Raw genomic sequence first — 24,834 nt, 5'->3', positions numbered from 1 at the left:
AAGGCAGGAGGAAAAGTCTTATTTTTCCTGGCATTCCAGCTTTTAAGTTGTCCTAATATCTCTGACTACCGCTTTAATTAACTGAGATTAGAAACCGAGAAGGCAACAACAATTAAGCCGCCGACTAAAACTGTCGCGGCAACACCGAGGATAATGTAGTTACGCTTCTGCTCTGCTGTTGGAGGTTCTGCTCGATAAACCTTTGGCTCTTGGGCAAAATTGTTAAGACGACCACCTTCTTCATTCGTGTAGGGCATGAAGTAATTCCTTAAGTTCTGAACATTATTATTTAATGTTACAAATACTTATCTGTTCTGCTCTCACTTTCAAAAACAATTTGTTACATTTTCTGTCTATCAAATAACACTTATTGGCTAAATTGTCAAGCAAATGTGATGCAGTTCCCTAGCTCCCAGCCCATCACTCAATTTTTTGTTCTAGGAGCGATCGCCAATCGGCAATGGCAGCTTCTGTCCACAGCCAATTATTACTTAATTTATTTACCTGAAAGTTTACCGGGTCTTGGGAAATCACCAATTGACGCAGCTTAATCGCTTCTTTCATGTATTGGTCGTGCTTTGATGCGGGTTGAGAGCGTGCTGATTTATACAAACCCAATGCTAAACCTGCGTAGGCAGTCAAAGCATCTTGGGGAACTTGATTTTTCTGTACAGAAAGTGACGCACTATAGGCAGATTGTGGCTGATTTAAAGCTAAATTCAGCGCCTTGAACCAAGCATCATTAGCTCTGGTAACATTTCCTTCTGCATAATAAGCAAATCCCACAGCATTGTTATATAAAACTGAGTTTGGTTCAGCTTTCACAGCCGTTGCCCAAAAACGACGGGCATCATCAATGGTATATTTTCTATCTCCGGTTTGAATTAGCTGCCAAGCTAGTCTGCCTTTAAAAAAGTTGAGTGCAGCATCATTCTCTTGCTTTTTCGGCACAATATTTAAGGCAGTTTGGGCAGATTGCAGTGCGTTACGATTTAATAATTCTTCCACAGCGACCAACCCCCCCGACAAGTCTCCTTGGCTTAATTTTTCAGTGGCGCTAGTCGCAATCACCCCTGTGGGACTGGTTTGCAGGTTGATTTTAGAATTAATTTCGTTCGATAAAGATTGCTGAACGGGAATTTTAGGGATATCGGCAAACATTGGTGCGCGTCGAGTTTGCCACCACCAACCAAAACCAATCAAAGTAGCGATCGCACCTACCCCCACAATACCCCAAATCATCCGCGCATCTACACGGCGAGGTTTTGGTGGTGATGTGGGTAACGATGCCAAATGCGGGTTACGCCATTCTTGTTCCTGACTGGGTGCAGTTTCCTGGGGTGTAGTGTTGGTGTTTCCCCATAATCCTGGTTGATTAATGGGCGTAACTTCACTATTAATTGGTTTAGCCGGAAAAATATGTTCGTTGTGGTTTGGTGTATCACCTTTGAGTGGTGATGTACCATTGTTGTTAGCTGAATGCTGATCTAGCTGGCGAAATAAATCAGAAACGATCGCCGAATCTTCTGCATAACTAGGATCATCATATTCAATTTCATCAACTAAATCGCCCCAAGTCTCTTCACCCAACCAATCTAAATCCCCAGCCCCATTACCCAAATCTGGCATCATGTCATCAATGGGTAAAGATATCTGTGCTTCATCAGTCATCACAGAATAAGCTGTGGTCGAAGTTGCTTTGATACTGCGGCTATTGTCCGTCAGTGATTCTGTACTGGTAAAAGTTGGAAGTTCTGTCCCCAGAAAACCATCAAATTCGGGTTGGAGATACAAAATTGGTAAAGCCCAATAAGTTTGGTGGGAACCATAGGCCGAGATTAATCCCTGACGCACTCGACTTACACATAAATCCACCGGATAGCCTTGACTCAGGTTGCGATATAAAAGCTGGGTGAGGGTGAGGGCAACTTCATCAGGGATGCGTTCTGACATTGCTAAAACGCATTTAATTCCGCGTCGGACTAAACTTTCGGTGAGGTTTTGTTCACCAGTGTCTTCTGTTGCGTCAGTGGTAGCTGTGTATGCTCCCAAACAAGAGTTAAACACAGCCATTTGAATATTATTATTGACGAGTAACCCGGCTAGGTCATCGCCTGTGAGGGTTTCAGTTAAACCTGTTCTGCTACTAACGAGATAAATTTCGCCACCGTTGGGGCCTAAGTTACTATGACCAGAATAATGGAGAACTTGGTATCTACCTTGTTCGAGGGCTTGGGTTAATTCTTCTCTGCCTGGTTGATCTAAAATCGTCAGTTCAATTTCTGGTATGGGAGTGCTACTGTCAACATTGCGAGCCGGATGACGGTGTAATTCGGCTTGTAGTCTCAGTGCTTCTTGTTTCAACAAACCCAGGCGCATTTGGTCTGTGGGAGATGCCAGCACCATTAAAACGCGCACTATCCCATCTTCGGGTAATTGTGGTAAATTCCTGGATGGCAGACGACCAGTGTTGAGAATGCCGCTTTGGTAGCGCGAAAACGCCACATAAGGCCCAGTCGCCAAAGGTCGATCGCCTGCGTGCATGACTTCCCAAGGTAAACGTGCTAATCTATTGTCCTTGAGACCTAACCGCAAGCGCAGTACTTGTTGATGGTTTTGAGCAATGCCTTGAGCAGTAATCCAGCTATCTCTGAGAGTGCCATGAAATAGGGCATTATAAAATTGCTGACCCAATGCCACCAAGTTTACAGAGTTTCTGGCGATCGCATCACCCTGTAACACCGACTTTAATGGGTCATTCATCAGGTGTCCTGCGGCTGCTAACCAATCAGCTACAGGCCATGTCACCAGTTCTTCTGCCAATGGCACCCCAGGCGCGACTTGTTCCGTTCGCACCAAGTAGTCATTCTGCCCTACTGGAGTTACGGAAATGTGAAATTCCATACAAGTAACGCAATCTCAATGTTTTTTGCTGTCAAACCCTCATTCATACTCAATAGATGCTCGAACCTGGATTTTTGTTTTTGAACATTAAATTTTAGTATAGGCCTACACTAAATCCTCATGCTCAAACAATGCTCATTCCCCATTATGACAAGTGGAGAACATTTTTAGCAGCCTCTCATATTATGTCTGGCAAAAGGGAGCAGAGGAGTAGGGGCTTAAAACCCACATTTCTCACAAGCTTCAGGCGTTTGATGGGGCAGAGGGGCAGAGGTGCGGAGGGGCAGGGGAGAGAGTACCTTCATTCTCCCCTGCTCCCCTGCTCCCCTGCTCCCCTGCACAGGCTTTGAAAGGTGTGGTGAGAAATCCGGGTTAAAACCCACATTTTTCGTTGCTCCTCTCTCGCCTTTTAGGTTAGGACGATATTTCTAGTTGAAACACCTGATAGTTAAGAGAATAGTAGGTTGGGTGTAGCGATAGCGGAACCCAACAAAGTATGCGTGAATGTTGGGTTCCGTTCCTCCACCCAACCTAAACCAGTCTAAGTTATTGCCTTAACTGAACTGTCTACAAACTTGAGCTTAACCCCAAACGAAAGGTAAACCCAGGACTATAAATACGATTTACTCGCTCGTATTGTTCACCCAGTAAGTTTTCTAGGTAAACTGTCAATCCTAAATTGCCAGCTACAGGGATGCGACCACTAAAATCTAAGTTGAAATAGGATGGGGCAAAATCGGTAATTTGGTCGCCGGTTCGATTAAATAAGGCTCGTCTTGCACCACTGTTGTAGGTCATGTACAAGTTAGCTTGCCAACCAGAATTTTGATACCCAACACCAGCTTGTAGTAAAGAATAGGGAATCAAACCCAACTGCAAGCCTCTTTCTGAGCCTGTTTTAATTTGAGCATCTGTGTAGGTGTAGTTGAGAAAAGTTGACCAGCCAGAATTGAGTCTGAGTTGTAAGGCTGCTTCTAAACCGTTGGTATCTACCAGCCCAATATTTGCCCAGCGTCCAGCTACAATACCGAGACGATTATCGATACTGCTGCCGAAATAAGTAAACTGTCCAGTTAAATTCTCGGCAAATTTGACATCTACTCCCGCAGTCCAACTCGAACCGGTTTCGGGGTCTAAATCAGGGTTTGGTTCCCAACCATGTACTGTGTCATAAACATATAACTGGTCTAGTCCGGGGTTACGTTGTCCGCCAGCCCAACTTCCCCGCATTGCAAGTGTGGGGGTGAGGGCATAACGCAAGCCGACGCTCGGATTAAGATAGTTACCAAATTCTGTATCAAAACTCTGCCTGAGTCCTAAATCGAGTTGAAAATTTTTGCTGATATTCCAACTATTAACAGCAAATAAAGCTGTGTTTAATAAATCTCGGTTTTCGGTTTCATTATTAGCAATACGCTGTGGACTGGTACTTAAAACATCACCGTTTAAGTTAGTATTTTTTAAATCTAATCCCCAGCGTAATTTATTGCTTTGCCCTAATTGCCACTCATGGTCTACTCTGGCGGAAAACTGTTGTGTATCCAAAGCCCCTGTGCGATAAAAGTTACCTGTCGGCCCGTAGGTGCTGAAATAGTTTTGATTGTAACCAATGGTAGTGGTTAAATTAGAGCGATCGCCATTTCCTAACCGAGCTTTCCAAGATAAACCAACATTCAAGCCATCATGGTCTAAACGGTCTCTTTGTAGCGGAAAACCAAAATAAATTAAACCGCGACGGCTACTCAATGCAGTTACATCTAAATTTAAGGTATTGCGAGTATTTAAATCTATGCCGATGTTACCAAAATAGGTACTTGTGGCTGTATCTGCATTGAATAAAAAACCTTGAGAATCTCTATTGGCTGCACCTACAGGCACACGATAACGGTTATCGGTAAACAACCTTTCAAAACTGAAATTATATCTCGCCGCCCCAACTGAACCACTAAAACTAGTCTGTTGATTATTTAAACTTAAGGAGCCATATTCCACACTACCAGTTAGCTTTGGTTTTCCATAGCCTTCTTTGGTGATAATATTCACAACTCCACCAAAAGCGGAGGAACCATACAAAGTAGAAGCGACACCGCTAGATAATTCGACTCGTTCGATTGATTCTACTGGAATGCTATTTAAATCGGTTGTGCCGTGATAAGTGTTGATATTATTATTAATCGGTCTGCCATTAATTAAAAATACAGACTGGTTAATTGACGCGCCGCGATAATATGTGCCTGTGTGAATATCTGCGCCATGACCGACATCATTAATCGCAAACCCAGGTAATCTTTTTAAAACATCTGCAACGCTGGTAGCACCTTGTTTTTGAATTTCTTCTTTTTCAATTACATAAACAGGTGTAGAGCCAGAGAAAGTATCTTGTTCCCCAATTACTTCTGTAGAAATATCTGCATTATCCGCAGGTTGGGTTTCTGTTTCTGGCGGAGTTTCTTGTTTAAATTCTATATCATTATTCGTTTCTTGAGTTAGTAATTCAGCACGAGTAATCGGTAAGTCAATGTCTTTTAAGTCAGAAATAGTTGAAGTTACCGGAGTTAATTCAGTATCAGCTTGCTGTTGAATTTCAGTCTCAATGGCTTCAGCAGGTAAATTTATCAGCAAATTTGGTAAAGCAACCAGCAACCAACAATTTTTTTTCACTTCTCGTCTCACACCAAGTAACAATAATCACTGCTAGGTATTGTTGCGGTTACTGTAAAATATTGTCAAATGACAGATTGTCATATTTATCATCAAAGATTCATAAATCAAGCAAATATTAGGGTTATAGATTATTGGTCTGCAAAATTTATTTAAACTAAGAAAAAACTAGAGAGTAATCATAGTTACTCTTCTAGTTAATTAACTTACTCATCAATTAACACCTAACAGTAGGAATTATATCCAAAGCCATAGCCACCGAAACCACCATAGCTACCGAAACCACCATAGCCTGTACTAAATCCAGATAGTGCTGAATAAAAACCACCTTGAAGAGATAGGATTTCTTGACTATTTAGCCCGTCAAGAAAGCTTTCAGAATCATTAAACAGTTCATAACCAAGAATATTTAATTGATTAATTGTGATATTTGTCATTAGCTTTGCTCCTTGATTTGCAAATATTAGACCGATGAATTTAGGTTTTGTCTAATTTTGATGTTTGCAAAGCAATGAAATAAATTCAATATTTTTAAATATAATAAATAGACATAATTGCAATACTTTTGTCTATTGTCCAATAAAAAATATAGCATACTGAAACACAGTAGAGACGTTGTATACAACGTCTCTACAACAACGGATAAATTACCTGTTGATGAGGTGGAACTAACCTATTTGAATTGCAAGTTGAACTTCTTGCTGCAAACGGTGGAGTAAATCTTTGGTTCTCTCGTAGGCAATTTTTTGGTTTTGCTGTTCAAAGTACTCAGATGCTTTGTTTAAATCTGCGATCGCTCTTTGATTGTACCCTAGATAATATTGAGCTATGGCGCGATTCAAATACGCTTGACCATTACTCGGATCTAATCTAATCACTTCGGAAAAATGATTGACGGCGGCGTTGTTGTCTCCGTTACGACCACAGACGCAACCAAGGTTAAAATAAGCTCGGTAATCATCTGCGTTGAAGCGAATCGCTAAGTGAAAGTCTTGCATTGCTGCATCTAAGTTATGCAACTGAAAATGCGCTAAACCTCTATCATTGTAAATATCTGCAAAGAATATATTGGCTACTGATGGAATTTGTGTTAGTGCCAAATTAAAATCAGTGATTGCAGATGTGTGATCACCAATGGCGTTATGCGCTACACCCCGATTATAGTAGGCGCGAAAATCTTGGGGTTTGTGAGCGATCGCTAAATTATCATCGTCAATTGCACTGAGATAATTACCTTGTCTGTAATGGGCTAATCCGCGATTCAGATAAGCTTCCACATTATTTGGCGAAAAATTTATTGCTTGTGTACAATCAGCGATCGCTTGATGGTAATCTTGTAAATGGAGATAAGCCAAACAACGATTACTATAAGCCACAGCATTTTTTTCGTTCTGGGCAATTGCTTGATTAAAGTGAACTATGGCTAGTTCATAATTGCCTTGCTGCATCTGCACAACGCCTAAATCCACAGACTGGTTAGAGACACTTTGAGCCAGGGATGTTGACGGCAATAAAAGCTGACTCGCAAAAGTCAAAGAAAACACAACTAGCAAACTGAATAAAAACCGCCAAAAATTAGTCATAATTATCATCGACAATTTCGGCAAAACAACATAATCTGCGGGACAATTCGCCCCGCAGTTTGTAAGACTATACTAATCTATACTCTACTTCCAGCTTTTGTCTGCCTTGTCTAACACGTAAGCAGCGACATCTTCAATTTGATTAGCTTTTAGACGACCTTTAAAAGCAGGCATGGCATTTTTACCATTTGTTACTTGAGCAATAATGGCTTCTGCGGAGTACATCCCATACTTTTCTAAATCTTCTTTTTTCAATGTCTTGGCAGCGTTAACTAAATTTTTACCGCCTGCATGACAAGAAGCACAATTAGCACTAAATACTTTAGCTCCGTTGTCGGTGTCGGCGGCTAAAGCTGGGGTGCTGAAGGCAAAAGTGAAGATGGCAATGCCTAACAGCAAAACGGAAATAACTTTTTTCATGGAGTGTTCTCTCTGAAACCAACGTACATTTCGGACGATATCATTCTTAATTGTCAATTGATGAAAATCCCCTCGTCAAAAGACAGGCTGTCAAACTTCGCTGTAATGATTGTGAATAGGGGATTTCAGCAGTTAAGAAAAACTCAGATCAAAATCAGCGATCGCACTCTTGCTATACTCGCAATCAGTATGCAATTGGTAGCAGATTAAGCCTCACATTTATCCGGCAGAATGTTACATAGCTTTAATAAAAGGGCATTCTAAATTTAATAACCAAACTAAACTTATATAATGCCTCAAATTTAAAATGAACTCACAAATACAAAATATTCAGCCCAATAATGTTAAGAATTGTTCTGTGAATTCCCACACAGCTTGTCCAGAAATTGCGTTCCCATCCCCAGAGCAACAATTACAACAGCTACAAAATAAACTTCTATTACTAACCCAATACAACCCGTTGCCGATAATTGAGTGGAATGCAGCCTTTGAAGTTACCGAATGGAATTTGGCGGCTGAGAAATTATTTGGCTATAGCAAACATGAAGTTCTTGGTTGCAATGTCATCGAATTATTGGTGCCAGAAAACTCAAGAACAGAAGTGAGCATGATTATGCAGTCATTCCTGCAACAGTTAGAAGCAAAAAATAATGTCAATCTGAACGAAAATATAGACAAAAATCAAAAAATAATTGTTTGTGAATGGTCTAACATTCCTGTTTTTGATTTAAATGGTCAAATAATTAGTATTATTTCAATTGTCAAAGATTTCACGGAAGTTAATAATTCGATAAAAGCTATACGAGAAAATGAAAAAAAATATCAGTCTATCTTAGATGCTATTACTGATATGGTATTAGTTAAAGGTGCTAACTCACGCATTATTTGGGCAAATAAAGCTTTTCGTGATTATTACGGGATGAGCGCATCGGAACTCAAAGATTTGATTGATGCGCCTTTTAATGAAGCGGATAATACACTCCAATATATTAAAGATGATGCTTATGTATTTGAAACAGGAAATACTTTAGAAATTCCCGAAGAAAAAGTGACTAGATATAATGGCGAAGTACGCTTATTTCACACAATCAAATCTGCCATTCGCAACGAAAAAGGTGAAATTGTGATGACAGTCGGTGTATCTCGTGATGAGAGCGATCGCCAACAAGTTGAAAAAGAAAAAGCCAAACTTTTAGCCATTCTTGAAGCCGCACCAGATTTTATTAGTACTGCTGATTTAACTGGACAAGTTCTCTACTTTAATCAAGCTGCTCGCCGAATGTTGGGATTGTCAGAAACAGAATCATTTCAAGGTAGAAATTTATCTCAAAATCATCCCCAATGGACAAATGAAATTATCCTTAATCAAGGGATACCGGAATCAATTCGCTGTGGTAATTGGGTAGGAGAAACCGCACTCTTAGGCGCAGATGGCAAAGAAATTCCCCTTTCGCAATTGATAATTGCCCACAAATCACCTGATGGACAAGTTGAATATTTATCAACAGTTGCTAGAGATATTAGTGAACTCAAAGCTGTGGAAGAGTGTCTGCGACAAAAAGCCCAAGATTTAGAGAAAACCCTCAAAGAATTGCAATATACTCAAGCTCATCTGATCCAAAGTGAGAAAATGTCATCTATTGGTCAGTTAGTTGCTGGAGTTGCTCACGAAATCAACAATCCCACTAGCTTTATTTACAGTAATATCCAACCTGCTACCGAATACATTCAAAATTTATTAGATTTAATTGGGCTTTATCAACAACACTATCCTCATCCTGAAAAAGTGATTCAAGACCACATCAATGCTATTGACTTAGAATTTTTGATAGCAGATTTACCTCGATTACTTTCCTCAATGAAGATAGGCGCAGAACGAATTTCACAGATTGTGCTTTCCCTACGGAATTTTTCGCGGATGGATGAAGCAGAGTGTAAAGCTGTAGATATTCATTCTGGCATTGATAGCACTTTAGTAATTTTAACCCATCGCCTCAAGGCACAACATAACCGTCCAGCGATCGCAGTTATCAAAGAATATGGCAACTTACCTTTAGTAGAATGCTATCCAGGACACTTAAATCAGGTGTTTATGAACATTTTGGTCAATGCTTTAGATGCTTTAGAAGAACGAGATCAAAAACGTTCTCTCGCACAAATCCAAGAAAACCCTAGTTCTATCCGCATTCAGACTTTTGTATCAAACACCAAACACATTATCATTCGGTTTATTGATAATGGGCCAGGTATTCCAGAAAATTTACTCAAACGTTTATTTGACCCTTTCTTTACAACTAAACCCGTCGGTGTGGGAACAGGATTAGGTTTATCAATTAGCTATCAAATTATTGTCAACAAGCACAAAGGAAAACTCACTTGTCTATCCACACCAGAACAAGGCGCTGAATTTCAAATCGAAATTCCTATCCATCTTGGTCTATCATAATCAAGAAAAAGCGATCGCCAAAGTCTTTTTAGCATTATCCTCGTTCAACTTCAGCGATTAAACCAAGCCTCTAAATCAGCCATTCCCTGAAAATCTAACAGTGCTTCGCCAAGATTTTCTAATTGCTCTAAGGACAAAGATTCAACTTGCTGCCATATCTCTGGAGATAATTCTCCCACACGACGAGTTAATTGACGCAGAAGCAGCGATTTTTCTCCTTCTTCCTTAATTTCACGGTAAACTCTTGTTTCTTTGAGTGTAATCCCTAACATCTCTTCAACCTCCCTTTGACTCTTATCTTCAAACTTGTAGACCATGATAGTTGTCAATAGCTCTATTATGGCGCGATTTTGGAGTTGAGGTATTTCTTGTTGACTTCTTGTAAGCAAATACCTTGCTTCCTGTGGTGCTTGTTCATCATCAAGGGTAGTTAACACCATTAACGCCACCCATATAGGTAAAGAGCGAATATCCCCCAACTCATCTAAATATATACGATGCACTTGGTCGCCATTCAGGTGATTTCTATGGGGATAAATATCGCTTTGCTCGATACTACGGGAAGGGTAAATGATCACAACTTGCCAATCACTAAATCTATTACGCTGACGATAGAAATATAATGATGATTCTGCAAATACCCTTTCATAAAGCTGTTCATCCCTTTGAAATTGTACCTCACAGAAATATACTATACCCGGACTTTCATCTTCTGGTGGTAAAAAGACCCCATCAATTTCAAACTTCGGTTCTTTGACTGCTACTGAATCAAACCGATATGCCTCAGCATTTGTGGGAGGATTGGTTAACAATTCAAACAACAGAGTTGGTGATTGTTGAAATAGCTTGTAAAAAATTGAGTCACGCCGCATGAAGTATTTTAGTTAAATTCTATTAAATATCTAACCATACATACTTTGACATTCTGATTTCATTACTGTTCAACTTGATGCTAGAATTATTGCAAATAATTATTATTAATGTAAGCAATTCCTGACAATGACGATTACTTTAAGTAGTCAAGACTACAATGAACTTTTAAAAGCAAGCAAGGAAAATAGGGAAGCATCACCAGGTTTAGAAGCAGATGAATATCTCGATCAAATGCCCAAACACCTTGGTAGAGGCTACTATCGCACAATTGAAGTCTATCCTCAACTGTGGTTATGTATTTTTGACAAAGAGTATCATCATGATATGGTGTTAAAAACCCCAATTAATCATCATCCCTTGCAATTTCATGCCTTAGCTTTAGGGATGTATACAGATACTTATGGGCAGATGGGGAGAGAAAATAGAAATAACTTTATTTCTGGTGGTGGAATGCAGCAAAAAATTGATATTTGCTATCAGCATTCCCAAAGAATTTTGGGTGTTGATATAGAAATGCCACCCCATTTATTGAAGACTTTTTTTCCTGGAAAAGATGGAGAAATACTGCCTCAATTAAAATTTTTGGCAAAAGAAAGCGATTGGCAAACACTACTTTACTCTCCAACTCATTCAGCTATTCAAAGTGTTGTAATGCAAATTATTAACTGTCCCTATCAAGGCGTAACTAGGCGGATATATTTACAGGGTAAAGTCATAGAATTAATGGCTTTGCAGTTAGCTCCTTTTTTAGAAGAGACTACAGTAAAGCAATTACCATCACGATTGAAAAGAGACACTATTGCTAAAATTCATCACGCTAAAGAAATTTTACAAGAGAGTTTGGAGAATCCACCGTTATTGTCAGAATTGGCGCAACAGGTAGGTTTGAGTGAAAGTACTTTGCAAAGAGGATTTCAGATGCAGTTTGGTACAACTGTGTTCGGTTATTTGACAAATCAGCGTATGGAACAAGCGCATCAACTGTTACAGAATACTGATTTTACAGTGGCAGAAGTAGCTAATATTGTCGGCTATTCTCATTTAGGACATTTTGCGGCTGCTTTTAAGCGCAAGTTTGGGATCACACCACGGGAATGTTGTTTAGGTAAAAAGCTGGTTTCGGGACTATAAGACTGTTTTGGGATAGACTCAACTTGCTTCACTCTTTTACACTCTGTTTGTTAGCAAATAAGAAATATACGCAATAAGCAAGATGATTTTTAGGGGTGTAGGGAGTAGTATGAACAGTTGGGGTTTGGTTTCTAGCAGCAAGGGTTTGGCATTATCACTGAAAATTTATCTCTGGTTGGTAGTGGGTGTAGTCGGGATCATCTGTAGTATATGCGAGCCTGCACAGGTATTGGCATCAGAAAAACAGCAAAATACTATTCAAAGCACGAGGGAGAAAATTTTACTGGCTCAATCAACTGTAGTAATTACAGGAGTTAAGGCAAATCCCACAGATAAAGGTGTGGAGGTAATTTTAGAAACAAACCAAGGGGAACAACTACAAGTCACAAATCGCGGTGAAGGTAATAACTTGATTGTAGATATCCCTAATGCTCAGTTGCGTTTACCCAATGGCGATGCTTTTACATTTCGTTCGGAAAAACCAATCGCGGGAATTACTGAAATCACCGTGACGAATGTAGATGTCAATAGTGTGCGTGTGACGATCGCCGGTGAGAAAATTTTGCCTACAGTTGAGTTATTTGATGGGGATGAAGGTTTAATTTTTGCTGTAGTATCTACAACGACTGCGACACAACCACCGCAAACACCACAGGAAGAACCAACAGCGCAACAGGATGAACCAATTGAGTTAGTAGTTACCGGGGAACAAGACCAGTATTTCACACCGAATGCGACGACAGCCACACGCACAGATACACCAATTTTGAAAATTCCCCAATCAATTCAGGTGATTCCTCGTCAAGTGTTAGAAGAACAGCAAGTAACGCGCTTGGAGGAAGCTTTACAAAATTCTAGTAGTGTTGTCTATAACGGTACAGATACAAGTAGTGATTTAAACTATAGTATTCGGGGATTTGATCAAGCACCTGTATTGCAAAATGGCTTTCGTCAATATGATTTTGCGGAGATTCCCGAAGTCGCCAACATAGAACGCATTGAGGTATTAAAAGGGCCAGCATCGATACTGTATGGCGAGATTCAGCCAGGGGGTTTAATTAATGTCGTCACGAAACAACCTCTATCTGAACCCTTTTATCAAACTGAACTACAATTTGGTTCTGATGGCTTGATTCGTCCACAGATAGATATTTCCGGGCCTTTAACAGATGATAAACGCCTACTATATCGGTTGAATGCTGTTTATTCTCGGCGCGATGGTTTTCGTGATTTTGATCAAGAGTTTAAGCAATTTTTTATCGCACCTGCCTTAACATGGGAAATTAGCGATCGCACCAATCTAGCTTTTGATTTACAAGTCTCCAACCGCGAACAGCCTTGGGATTCGGGTAAAGTGGCTTTTGGGGATGGCGTGATCAATACTCCGCGCGATCGCATTTTTAATGAACCCGATGATTTTCTGCGGCGTGATTTCTTGAGTTTGAATTTATCTGTAGACCACAAATTCAGCGATAATTGGTCAATTCGCAATGCTTTTCGCTTCACAGATTCCACTGTTTTCTCGGATAAACTCAGCATCTTTCTAGGGTTTGATGAAACAACTGGCGAACTCCAGCGAATATTTGCTTTCGATGATTTCAACTCTCGCAATTACGCCTTACAAACCAATGTTATTGGCAAATTTACCACTGGTGGACTCAAACATACTTTACTATTTGGTGCAGATTTGAGTCGCACTAATACCAGCCGCTTTGCTTCGGCTAACTTTACCTCATTCCCCATTAATGTTTTCAATCCCAGCTATGGCGTAAATCGACCAGAATTTGATACATTGCTGTTTGACCGCAATTCGGAAATCGATCGCTTAGGAATTTATCTGCAAGATCAAATCGAAATCTTTGAACAATTAAATCTACTGTTAGGTTTGCGCTATGAAACAGTAGCACAAAGAAATCAGAATGTACCTGCTTTATTTTACCCAGGTGGTGATACAACTCAAAATGATTCTGCCTGGACACCCAGAATCGGTGTAGTTTATCAACCAATTCCCAATGTTTCTTTTTACGGCAGTTATTCGCGATCGTTTAACCCCAGTGTGGATGACATCGGCGCAGATGGCAACCCCTTAGAACCTGAACGGGGGGAAGGATTTGAAGTGGGGGTAAAAACAGAACTATTAGGCGGGAATTTGTTGGCGACGTTAGCTTATTTCGACGTTACCAAGCAGAATGTCGCTACTGAAGATCCAAATTTTCCCGGTTTGGGTATTTCCATCGCCACCGGTGAACAGCGCAGTCAAGGTGTAGAATTCGACTTGACAGGAAAAATTTTACCGGGTTGGAATATCATTGCTTCCTATAGCTATACGGATGCAACGATAACTCAAGATAATACTATTCCGGTGGGGAACAGATTGATTGGAATTCCCCAACATCAAGCCAGTTTATGGACAACCTACGAAATTCAAAGCGGGAGTTTGCAAGGTTTGGGTGGAGGAATCGGAATTAACTATGTTGGTGAACGTCAGGGAGATTTGAATAATAGTTTTACCCTAGATAGCTATGTTCTCACCAATGCAGCATTATTTTACCGCCGAGATAATTGGAAGTTTGCTCTTAATTTCCGCAATCTATTTGATGTGGAATATACAAACAGTCGGGGGGGATTTGGTAGCCGCACAAATGCAGGTATTCCTGGAGAACCATTTACAGTGGTGGGTTCGATTTCGGTGAGTTTTTAGGATGAAGGTAATTGTGCGATTATTGCTGTTAAGTTGTTTGATGTTGGTTTTAGTTTTAGGTTGTCATCGCCAAGCGTCTGACATCTCATCTTCCCATCTCACACCCAGAGGTGATTGTCAAACAGTGCAACATCTGGGGGGAGAAACGCAGATTTGTGGACAACCAAAACGGATTGTGGTTCTCAATCCCAAGATGTTAGATATTGTACTTTTATTGGGTGTGCAGCCGATTGGCTACGCGGAAATATTTAGCAATCGCCGTGGTGATTTTGATCGTCCTCAAGAACAGATTCCCTATTTAGGCGATCGCATCACTCACCCAATTGCTAACCTGGGAATGAGTAGCAAACCATCCCTAGAAACTATTATCAAACTCAAGCCAGATTTAATTTTGGGAGATATTCGGGGAAATCAGCAACAATATAGTCAATTATCCCAAATTGCGCCCACACTGCTGTTTGATTATGTTGGTGGCAATAAATGGCAAGATTCTTTACAGGCGATCGCTCAAGTATTAGGACGCAGCAATCAGGCTAAAAAAATCATAGCAGCCCATCGTCAACAAATAACAAAAACCCGTCAAGCATTAGCACCTGTTGTCAAAACCTATCCAAAAGTCCTGATGGTGTCTTCAGAACAACTCAACTCATCAATCAATCTGGTGACTCCTCTAGATTTTTGTGGGGGTTTATTAGAGGATATTGGATTTAAACTGGCTAAGGTTTCCAACTCTACACCAACAAATATTACTCAACCGATTTCGGTAGAAATATTACCCCAACTTAATGCCGATTTAATCATTGTCCAAGGACATAACATTGTTGAGTTAAGCAATATAAAAAACACAACTAGTTTTACCAAAACTCAATTACAATCTGTGCAGAAATCTTGGCAAACAAACACCCTTGCTCAGTCATTACGTGCGAGTAGAAACAACCGAGTTTATTTTATTCCTACTTATATTTGTTTAGGTTTACCTTCACCCAGTGGTACACAAATTACTCTTCAATCTTTACAAGAACAACTATTACCCTTGGCGAAAATAGCGAGTCAAAATTAAGCTTTTTCAGACTCCAAATTACATCAGTAGTTTAATATTTAAGATGTACAGATTTTTTTAAAACATTAAATACGAGTCATATATAGGACTCATATTTGATTTCTGAAAAAAACTCCGTACACTTTTGTTCGTTCTTACCTGTTCCCTGTTCCCTTACTACGCAAATGATTTCAGGAATCAAAGCGGATTCCTATAGTTAGCTTTCAAGTGCTTCTAACCAAACGTGTAAATCAGCCATACTTGTAAAATCAAGCAAAGCCTCACCCAGATTTTCCAATTGTTCCAGGGAAAGAGATTCAACTTGTTGACGTACTTGGTGCGGTAATTCTCCTACTTTACGGGATAATAGACGCAAAACGAGCGATCGCGCTTCTACTTCCCTAATTTCCTGATAAACCCGTGTTTCTTGGAGTGTAATTCCCAACATCTGTTCTACCTCCCTTTGGTTTTTACCTTCAAACTTGTACACCATGATCGTCACCAGTAACTCTATTATGGCGCGATTTTCTGGTTGAGAATTTTCCTGCTGACTCCTGGTTAATAAATACCTGGCTTCTTCAGTAGTACGTTCTTCTTCCAAAGTAGTCAACACCATCAACCCAACCCACACAGGTAAGGAGCGAATATCACCCAACTCATCTAAATATATCCGATTTACCTGGGGGCTATTCAGTTGACTGAGATAAGGATTAATATCAGTTTGTTCTAAACTACGAGATGGGTAAATTATCACGATTTGCAAATTACTAAATCTGTCACGGTTGCGGTAAAAGTACAAATACGATTCTGCAAATACTCTTTCGTAGAGTCTTTCGTCTTTTTGAAACTGCACCTCACAGAAATACACTACACCCGGATTTGGATTTTGTGGTGGTAGAAATACCCCATCAATTTCAAACTTTGGTTCTTTAACAGCTACCGAATCAAATATATATTCATCTGCATTACTTGGTGGGTTCGCCAATAACGAAAATAACAAACTAGGGGATTGTTGAAATAATTTATAAAATATCGAATCTCGACGCATAAAGTATTCTCAGCACTGCCATATCATAACGTTTTGTTCTGATTTTACATAGACGTGTTATCTAAATAACCTATAAATTACCATTTTGGGATAAAAATTTGCCGTTTTTGGATAGAAATTATATATCAAAAAATAGTAATATTTATATATTTTGGTTAATTACATTTGTAATGACTAATTAGAAAAATTAAATTCCTGAAGTTTCACTCAGACAATGACACCTAAATTTCATCAGGTATCAAATCAACTCTCTCCCTTACGGCGATTACTGCGATATGGACAAAAATATCGCGGACAAATTCATCAAGCTTCTATCTATTCTGTAATTAATACGATTTTAGATTTAGCACCACCTTGGTTAGTGGGTATTGCGGTCGATATATTAGTGCAACAACAAAATTCTGTTATTGCTAAATTTGGCATTAAAGAAGTAGTATGGCAATTTGCACTACTTTCATTAATTACTATTATTATTTGGGTTTTTGAATCACTTTCTCAGTACGCTTATGACCGACTTTGGCGCAATGTCGCGCAAAATATCCAGCATAGTTTACGTTTAGATGCTTACAACCATTTACAACAATTAGAATCAGCTTATTTTGAAGACAGCAGCACTGGTGGTTTGATGTCAATTCTCAGTGATGATATCAACCAACTTGAAGATTTTTTAAATGGGGGAGCAAATGAAGTTATTCAAGTTACGACTGCTTTGATAATTTTGATGGTTGGTGCATTTTTCATATTACCAGTTAACATTACTCTAGCAGCAATGTTACCAATGCCTTTTATTTTGTGGGGTTCATTTCTATATCAAAAACGTCTTGAACCCCGTTATGCTGATGTGAGAGAAAAAGTTAGTCTTCTCAATGCAAGGCTGGCTAATAATATTAGTGGAATTACCACAATTAAAAGTTTCACGGCAGAAAATTATGAAAATGCCAGATTAGCCGAGGAAAGTGAAGCTTATAGAAAAAGTAATACCAAGGCAATTAAACTTTCTGCGGCTTTTGTCCCCTTAATTAGAATGTTGGTTTTAGCAGGGTTTACGGCTTTATTATTCCTGGGAGGAATGGCTGCATATTCAGGGAAAATATCTATAGGTAATTATAGTGTTTTACTGGTGCTTGTACAAAGATTATTATGGCCATTAGTCTTTTTAGGGGAAACTTTTGATCACTATCAGCGAGCAATTGCTTCTACTAAGCGGGTGATGGATTTATTAGATACTCCTATCCAAATTACTACGGGAGATGTGCCTTTAGTGGTGGAACAGGTGCGGGGTGAGGTTGATTTTAAAAATGTGACTTTTGCCTATCGCAACAGCACTGCGATAATTAAAGATTTATCTTTAATTATTCCTGCTGGAAAAACTATTGCGGTTGTTGGTTCTACAGGTTCGGGTAAAAGCACTTTAGTGAAATTATTATTGCGTTTTTATGATGTTTCTACTGGTGCAATTACGATTGATGGAATTGATATTCAAAAATTGGATTTGTATGATTTGCGTCGTAGTATTGGTTTAGTTAGTCAGGATGTATTCTTATTTCATGGTACGGTAGCAGAAAATATTGCCTACGGTACGTTTCATGCGACAGAAGAAGCCATTATTGATGCGGCAAAAGTAGCCGAAGCCCATGATTTTATTATGCAGCTTCCCCAAGGTTATGAAACGATAGTTGGGGAACGAGGACAAAAGTTATCTGGGGGACAACGCCAACGTATTGCTATAGCTAGAGCAGTGTTGAAAAATCCGCCGATTTTGATTTTAGATGAGGCGACATCTGCGGTGGATAATGAGACGGAAGCAGCTATTCAACGCTCTTTAGAAAAGATTACAGTAAATCGGACAACTATTGCGATCGCTCACCGTCTTTCCACAATTCGCCATAGTCATTGCATATATGTGATGGAACATGGTCAAATTGTCGAGCAGGGTACACACGAAGAATTAATCGCACTGGATGGGATTTACACCAGCCTGTGGCTTGTACAGTCTGGGGTGCATTAAAAAAATGTTCATTTAATATTTGAATTTCCTTTCTAATTTTTATTAGCAATTAAGATGCGTTCGCGCTGGTAATAAAGCGAATTGCCTGGGTAATTCCATTGGCATTTGAATGCAGCCAAAGATTTGTGGAGAGTTCTGGAAACTCCTCACCAACTTTTTTGACAAAATAGTCCTGCACAATAGGATTAGAAGACAACTGAGTTGCAAGCTCGCTTTTAATTGCCAGAACATATTGAAGCACCCGTATCAAAAATAAAACAGAGAAATAAACAGGAGTTAGAAAATAGAATGTATAATAATTGACCTAAATAGAAAAAATTTGATCGAAGCAAATTTGCTAGTTAGTCTCAAATTTTACAATAGCAGCGATCGCACAGTAAAAAATTATGTTTGAAAACTGTCTATAAATCAATAAATTTGAATATTTAGATATAGTCATCACAAAACCAGCAAACGATAACTCAACAAAAAACGAAAAAATGATTTTGGACGGGGTTTGGGGTGTAACCCGAATTTCTCACGCATAGGTAGGCGGTGTGGGGAGTGTGGGGGGAAAGATTTCTTATCCTCCCACCCCTCCCACACACTGGGATTTCTCTCTTGTGAGAAATCCCAGTGTAAGGATTTTGAATAAGTACATCCCTACACCCTCGGCAAAACCCTTGATTTTTCGTTTTGATGCGTAATTCCGATAAAATTGATGTCAGTCCTGTTATTACTTGGCGGCTAAATTTTTCAGGTTCTCTTCTGTGACACGACAAATTCGCCAATCATCTAAGATGCTGGCTCCCATACTCCGGTAAAATGCTTTTGCTGGTTCATTCCAATCCAGGACACTCCATTCTAAGCGTCCGCAATTTCGCTCGACTGCAATTTGCGCTAGTTTGGTTAACAGTGCTTTACCAATACCCTGACGGCGATACTCTGGTAAAACAAACAAATCTTCGAGATAAATTCCTGGCTTGGTCAGAAAGGTAGAATAGTTGTGAAAAAACAAGGCAAAACCTACAGCCTGTCCTTGATATTCTGCCAAAATGGCTTCGATATATCTTTGTTCACCAAATAGATGCTCTTGTAGTGCTGCAACATTGCCTGTAACGGCATGAGATAATTTCTCATACTCCGCCAACTGTTTAATTAATTGAAATAGTACGTTGCTATCACTCGGTTCAGCAAACCGCAAAATTAAATCGGTCATTAGTCATTTGTCATTAGTCCATAGTCATTAGTCCATAGTTAAGCTAAAGAGTCAAGACTCATTTGACTAAAACTCAGCACTCAGCACTTTTAAACTAGACTCATTTGACTAAAACTCAGCACTCAGCACTCAGCACTTTTAAACTAACCAACCTTTCAAGCGTTTTGCAATGTGGGGACGGCGTAATTTTCGCATGGCTTTGCTTTGAATTTGGCGGACTCGTTCACGGGACAAATTAAACATATTTCCCACTTCTTCTAAGGTGCATGGTTCGCTGGTTGTCAGTCCATAACGCAAAGAAATTACGTCTTTTTCGCGTGGGGTGAGTACGTCACCTAAAACTTCCCAAATCTCCTGGCGCATCATGTTTTCGTTCATTTTGGCTTCAGGAGATAGGTTGTCTTCATCTTCTAATAAGTCCATCAATTCGGTGTCTTCTTCTTTACCGACGCGATGGTTGAGGGAAAGGGCTTGGCGGCGTAGTTGTTGTAGTTGGCGTAGTTGTTGGACAGTCATTTCCAAAGAAGCGGCCATTTCGGCTTCTGTGGGGTTATGACCAAGTTTTTGTTTGAGTTCGCGTTGGGCTTTTTTGAGTTTGTTAAGTTTTTCTACAATGTGAATTGGTAAGCGAATTGTCCTGGCATCATTAGCGATCGCTCGCGTAATGGCTTGGCGAATCCACCAGTAAGCATAAGTGGAAAATTTATATCCTTTATCGGGATCAAATTTTTCTGTGGCGCGATTTAATCCCATTGCCCCTTCTTGAATTAAATCTAGAAAAGGTACTCCGCGATTTAAATATCGTTTGGCAATTGATACCACTAGTCTGAGGTTCGAGCGAATCATTTTGCGTTTCGCTACTCGACCTTGATATAAGCGGCTTTCTAGCTGCTTTTCTGTCATATCGAACTGGGCGGCTACTTGGGCTTTGGTTGCTGGCTGTCCTAGTTCGGCTTGCAAGGCGGCTTGGATGTCTCGGACTTCTTCTAAAAATCGGACTCGCCGTGCTAATTCAACTTCTTCGTCTGGTTTCAGCAGAGGATAACGTGCCATTTCTTTAAAAAATGCACCTACGGCATCATCATGCTCAGTTTTGTTATATCCTGAAGGTCGCGCTGCTGCCATCTCATCCCCATCACGTTCCTCTGGTTCGAGATTTTCTGCAATTGGGGATTCTTCTTCTACCAATATTTCTAAACTTTCGAGTAGTTGTTCTTCTGTATCGGCAGCAGTTTCTAATATTTCCATTGTTCCCAATTCAGCAATATTCATAGTTTCCTTTAGGGATGGTTGCTTTGTTTGGTACATAATTCCTTGACAGCTACTCGTTTGCGGCTTGGTAGTTTCCCCTTAGAAACAAATGCACTTTCTTGATTACCAAGTACAAGTTTCTACTAATCACTTAGCAAAACTAAAAAATTCTTTTCTAGCTGTCCTGTATGATTACTGCTAGATCAAACCCTGTACAAATATTGGTGATTGCACCTCAAAATTATTGTCTCAGGTTCTAACAGATATACTTCTTATTTTTTGATTAATCCCTAAATCTGTCAAATACCCTCAACCATTCTCAACCTTAACAAATATAAAAGAAACCAAGTAATTATTCTCATTTCTTAAAAATTCCTATATTTTTATAAAGTTTTTCATCTTTTCTGGGGGGAACTAATCTCAAAGTAAAGGTTTTGATTTTGATTTTATTTGGATTTCATAAAATTTTCTAAAGGTCACAATTTCAGTAATTTAATTAGCTGAAATTAATTAGTTGTATAAAAGCATCTCACATACACCAATAATTGAATATCTACCAATGGACGGAAAAAGGCTATGCCACATTTAGTAAATCGGCAAATGATTTCATAAATAGTCAGAGGTTTATAGTCAGTCGGTTTTATTTTTGAAATTATCTGTGCAGTTAGTGAGTAGGGAGTAGGCAGTTTTTTCTCTAAATCAAATATGAGTCCTATTTTTGGTTTTTGTGGTAAGCAGTCTTCAAATATTTATTGCACGTATAGCTAAGTTTGATTTGTCTAGTAGGTTACATAACGGGAAACTTATCAAGTATCATGAGTGATAAACGTATTGCGAAATACACTTTACTTTTTACAGAGAAAAAGACTAAATTCTTGAGAGCTAAGAAAAGGGATCATAAATTCCTGTCAAGAAAAAACAACAAATATGTATATTAATGACTTAAATTTACAAAATTTAGTAGTTGCCGAGCCAGGGGAATCTTATCAAGCCCAAAAGGGGAATCGCTACGTTGAAGTTTTGGTAGACTGTCCAGGCGCTACCGGATTATTTACATACCGTTTACCACCGCAGTTAGAAGTAAAATCAGGGGATATATTAACTGTGCCATTTGGCGCACAACAGTTAGGCGCGATCGCCATTCGGTTGTTAAGCACACCTAATATTGATCTAGCGCCCGACAAAATTCGAGAAGTCGAAGATGTGGTGAGTGTGGGGTTTTTCCCCAGCTATTATTGGGAATTATTAAACCGCGTCGCAGCATATTACTACACGCCCTTAATTCAGGTGATTCGGGTGGCTTTACCGCCGGGATTATTAGGGCGGACTCAACGCCGGATTCGTTTAACTAATACCCAAAGCCAATCTCATCGAGCTTTTCTCAGTCCAGTCGCCCAGCAGATTTTACAACTGTTGCAAACTCAACCATCAGGGGATTACAGTTTTGCGTATATTCAACAAAAAGTCAAGTTCACCTATCGCGGCGTGCGGGAATTGTTGCGCTTGGGTTTGGTGGAGAGTTATTTAGAAGCCCCCAGACTAACTCGCCCCAAATTACAAAAAGCTGTCACATTAATAGATAGTAGCGATCGCGATTTAACTCAGCGTCAGCGAGAAATCATCGAAGTTTTGCGCCGCAACGGTGGGGAATTATGGCACAGCGAACTCTTGCAAATTTGTAATGCGAGTTCTTCCATCCTCAAAACCTTGGCGCAAAAAGGTTACATCGTGATTGAAGAACGGGAAATTTTACGTGCTGAACAAAGCCCGACATTAACGCCAGACCAGCCAAAGTTATTAAATACTGCCCAAGCTAATGCTTTAGCAACTATACAATCATTAACTAAATTTGCTCAAGTCTTGTTGCATGGCGTAACAGGTTCCGGCAAGACAGAAGTATATTTACAAGCGATCGCACCATTATTAAATCAAGGTAAATCAGCCTTAGTTTTAGTCCCGGAAATTGGACTCACACCCCAACTCACCGATAGATTCCGCGCCCGGTTTGGTAACAAAGTCGCCGTTTACCACAGCGCCCTTTCCGAAGGCGAACGTTACGATACTTGGCGACAAATGCTGACAGGGGAACCGCAAGTAGTCATCGGGACGCGCAGTGCTATTTTCGCCCCCTTACCCAACCTCGGTTTAATCATCTTAGACGAAGAACACGACAGCAGCTTTAAGCAAGATTCACCGATCCCCACCTACCACGCCCGTACCGTCGCCCAATGGCGGGCTGAGTTAGAAAACTGTCCCTTGGTTTTAGGTTCGGCTACACCGTCGTTGGAGAGTTGGGTGAGTATGGGAAGGCAGGAGGGGGACAAGGGGACAAGGGGACAAGGGGGACAAGGGGGACAAGGGGGACAAGGAAGAAACGATGTTTCAACTACCTTGTCTACCCCCTCTCCCTTGTCTACCCCCACTCCCCACTCCCCACTCCCCACTCCCCACTCCCCACTCCCCACTCACTACCTATCATTACCAGAACGCATCAACTCGCGCCCCTTACCACCAGTTGAGGTGGTAGATATGCGGGTGGAATTACAGCAGGGAAATCGGTCAATATTTAGTCGCAGCTTGCAAGAGGCTTTGGCACAATTACAGGAAAGAAGACAGCAGGGGATTTTATTTATTCATCGCCGGGGACATAGTACTTTTGTGTCTTGTCGCAGTTGTGGCTATGTGATGGAATGTCCGCACTGTGATGTGTCCTTAGCGTATCACCATGCAGAAGAAGGTGCGCCCCAATTATTGCGGTGTCATTACTGTAATTATGTGCGATCGCATCCCAAATTCTGTCCCGATTGTAGTTCGCCTTACTTAAAATTCTTTGGGAGTGGAACCCAACGTGTCACCCAAGAATTAGCTAAACAGTTTCCCCAATTGCGGTGCATCCGGTTTGATAGCGATACCACCCGCAACAAAGGCGCACACCGCACCTTGCTAACTCAGTTTGCCAACGGTGAAGCCGATTTATTAGTCGGGACGCAAATGTTAACCAAAGGTTTGGACTTACCCCAAGTTACTCTAGTGGGAGTTGTGGCTGCGGATGGACTACTGCATTTATCAGACTACCGCGCCAGTGAACGGGCTTTTCAAACTCTTACCCAGGTGGCGGGACGTGCGGGAAGAGGTGATGATGCAGGGAGAGTCATTGTGCAGACTTACACCCCAGAAGATCCCGTAATTGCCGCAGTTTGCACCCACGATTATCAATCTTTTTGTCAAACTGAGTTAGAAAAACGGCGTGACCTTGATTATCCCCCTTATGGCAGGTTAATTTTATTGCGTCTCAGTAGCCTTGACCCCATTCAAGTGCAGAATACTGCCCAAATTATCGCTGCCAACTTGGGGAACAATGAAGGCTTTGAAATTCTCGGCCCTGCACCAGCCGGGGTAATGCGAGTAGCGAACCGTTATCGCTGGCAAATCTTATTAAAATTTAACCCTGATGAATTACCCCAGTTACCCAATTGGGACGAAATTAGAGAGTTATGTGGTGATGGCGTTAGCTTGACTATAGATGTTGATCCGATGAATATATTATGAGGTTGGGTAGTTATGAGTTGAA

Annotated in this window: 17 protein-coding genes; 6 read left to right on the top strand and 11 right to left on the bottom strand. The window is 40.3% G+C overall.

What is annotated here, in order from left to right; translation table 11 throughout:
- Positions 1 to 77: 77 nt before the first annotated feature.
- From psb34 to petJ, 6 genes are all read right to left on the bottom strand, one after another.
- Positions 78 to 257, bottom strand: a complete 180-nt coding sequence (psb34, locus tag H6G28_RS11245; protein WP_190590093.1) for a photosystem II assembly protein Psb34 — start codon at positions 255 to 257, stop codon at positions 78 to 80.
- A 163-nt stretch (positions 258 to 420) separates the two neighbouring features.
- On the bottom strand, positions 421 to 2,904 hold the full coding sequence (gene hetF, locus H6G28_RS11240; RefSeq protein ID WP_190670790.1) for a cell division protein HetF: 2,484 nt from the start codon (positions 2,902 to 2,904) through the stop codon (positions 421 to 423).
- 567 nt (positions 2,905 to 3,471) lie between these two features.
- The gene (locus tag H6G28_RS11235; protein WP_190670788.1) at positions 3,472 to 5,565 is read right to left on the bottom strand and encodes a TonB-dependent receptor plug domain-containing protein; all 2,094 of its coding nucleotides are present in this window, start codon (positions 5,563 to 5,565) and stop codon (positions 3,472 to 3,474) included.
- Between the two features lie 224 nt (positions 5,566 to 5,789).
- Positions 5,790 to 6,002, bottom strand: a complete 213-nt coding sequence (locus H6G28_RS11230) for a hypothetical protein (protein ID WP_190670786.1) — start codon at positions 6,000 to 6,002, stop codon at positions 5,790 to 5,792.
- A gap of 231 nt (positions 6,003 to 6,233) precedes the next feature.
- Positions 6,234 to 7,148, bottom strand: coding sequence for a tetratricopeptide repeat protein (locus tag H6G28_RS11225; protein ID WP_190670784.1), 915 nt, complete (start codon positions 7,146 to 7,148; stop codon positions 6,234 to 6,236).
- Positions 7,149 to 7,232: 84 nt separating this feature from the next.
- Positions 7,233 to 7,568, bottom strand: a complete 336-nt coding sequence (gene petJ / locus H6G28_RS11220; protein WP_190590088.1) for a cytochrome c6 PetJ — start codon at positions 7,566 to 7,568, stop codon at positions 7,233 to 7,235.
- A 307-nt stretch (positions 7,569 to 7,875) separates the two neighbouring features.
- Between petJ and H6G28_RS11215 the strand changes: the two genes are divergently transcribed.
- Positions 7,876 to 10,014 carry a PAS domain S-box protein gene (locus H6G28_RS11215; protein WP_190590087.1) on the top strand — a complete coding sequence of 713 codons (2,139 nt, stop codon included), beginning with the start codon at positions 7,876 to 7,878 and terminating at the stop codon, positions 10,012 to 10,014.
- A gap of 50 nt (positions 10,015 to 10,064) precedes the next feature.
- Here H6G28_RS11215 and H6G28_RS11210 read toward each other — a convergent pair whose 3' ends face one another.
- Positions 10,065 to 10,886 (bottom strand): Rpn family recombination-promoting nuclease/putative transposase, encoded by an 822-nt coding sequence (locus H6G28_RS11210; RefSeq protein WP_190590086.1) that lies wholly within the window; start codon positions 10,884 to 10,886, stop codon positions 10,065 to 10,067.
- Positions 10,887 to 11,013: 127 nt separating this feature from the next.
- On the opposite strand from H6G28_RS11210, the gene H6G28_RS11205 reads away from it, so the two are divergent.
- The 3 genes from H6G28_RS11205 (at position 11,014) to H6G28_RS11195 (ending at position 15,779) form a co-directional block, all read left to right on the top strand.
- Positions 11,014 to 12,018 (top strand): helix-turn-helix transcriptional regulator, encoded by a 1,005-nt coding sequence (locus H6G28_RS11205; RefSeq protein WP_190670782.1) that lies wholly within the window; start codon positions 11,014 to 11,016, stop codon positions 12,016 to 12,018.
- Between the two features lie 109 nt (positions 12,019 to 12,127).
- Positions 12,128 to 14,719 (top strand): TonB-dependent siderophore receptor, encoded by a 2,592-nt coding sequence (locus H6G28_RS11200; protein WP_190670780.1) that lies wholly within the window; start codon positions 12,128 to 12,130, stop codon positions 14,717 to 14,719.
- A 1-nt stretch (position 14,720) separates the two neighbouring features.
- Positions 14,721 to 15,779, top strand: a complete 1,059-nt coding sequence (locus tag H6G28_RS11195; RefSeq protein ID WP_190670778.1) for an iron-siderophore ABC transporter substrate-binding protein — start codon at positions 14,721 to 14,723, stop codon at positions 15,777 to 15,779.
- Between the two features lie 196 nt (positions 15,780 to 15,975).
- Here H6G28_RS11195 and H6G28_RS11190 read toward each other — a convergent pair whose 3' ends face one another.
- Positions 15,976 to 16,806 (bottom strand): DUF2887 domain-containing protein, encoded by an 831-nt coding sequence (locus H6G28_RS11190; protein ID WP_190670776.1) that lies wholly within the window; start codon positions 16,804 to 16,806, stop codon positions 15,976 to 15,978.
- Between the two features lie 214 nt (positions 16,807 to 17,020).
- On the opposite strand from H6G28_RS11190, the gene H6G28_RS11185 reads away from it, so the two are divergent.
- Positions 17,021 to 18,814 (top strand): ABC transporter ATP-binding protein, encoded by a 1,794-nt coding sequence (locus tag H6G28_RS11185; RefSeq protein WP_190670774.1) that lies wholly within the window; start codon positions 17,021 to 17,023, stop codon positions 18,812 to 18,814.
- A 49-nt stretch (positions 18,815 to 18,863) separates the two neighbouring features.
- Here the strand turns inward: H6G28_RS11185 and H6G28_RS11180 are convergent, their stop codons facing one another.
- The 3 genes from H6G28_RS11180 to H6G28_RS11170 all read right to left on the bottom strand — a co-directional run bounded on the left by H6G28_RS11180 (position 18,864) and on the right by H6G28_RS11170 (position 21,320).
- Positions 18,864 to 19,055 (bottom strand): hypothetical protein, encoded by a 192-nt coding sequence (locus tag H6G28_RS11180; protein WP_190670772.1) that lies wholly within the window; start codon positions 19,053 to 19,055, stop codon positions 18,864 to 18,866.
- 474 nt (positions 19,056 to 19,529) lie between these two features.
- Positions 19,530 to 20,012: a GNAT family N-acetyltransferase gene (locus tag H6G28_RS11175; protein WP_190670770.1), complete on the bottom strand. Its 483-nt coding sequence runs from the start codon at positions 20,010 to 20,012 to the stop codon at positions 19,530 to 19,532.
- Positions 20,013 to 20,150: 138 nt separating this feature from the next.
- Complete coding sequence (locus H6G28_RS11170; protein ID WP_190590079.1) at positions 20,151 to 21,320, bottom strand: RpoD/SigA family RNA polymerase sigma factor; 1,170 nt, start codon at positions 21,318 to 21,320, stop codon at positions 20,151 to 20,153.
- An 870-nt stretch (positions 21,321 to 22,190) separates the two neighbouring features.
- On the opposite strand from H6G28_RS11170, the gene priA reads away from it, so the two are divergent.
- On the top strand, positions 22,191 to 24,812 hold the full coding sequence (priA, locus tag H6G28_RS11165) for a primosomal protein N' (RefSeq protein ID WP_190670768.1): 2,622 nt from the start codon (positions 22,191 to 22,193) through the stop codon (positions 24,810 to 24,812).
- Positions 24,813 to 24,834 lie beyond the last annotated feature (22 nt).

Source organism: Nostoc sp. FACHB-190, assembly GCF_014696905.1.
In the GTDB taxonomy this organism is placed as follows: domain Bacteria; phylum Cyanobacteriota; class Cyanobacteriia; order Cyanobacteriales; family Nostocaceae; genus Nostoc_B.
The sequence above is the reverse complement of the archived record's forward strand: the minus strand, read 5'-3'. Positions and strand labels throughout refer to the sequence as shown.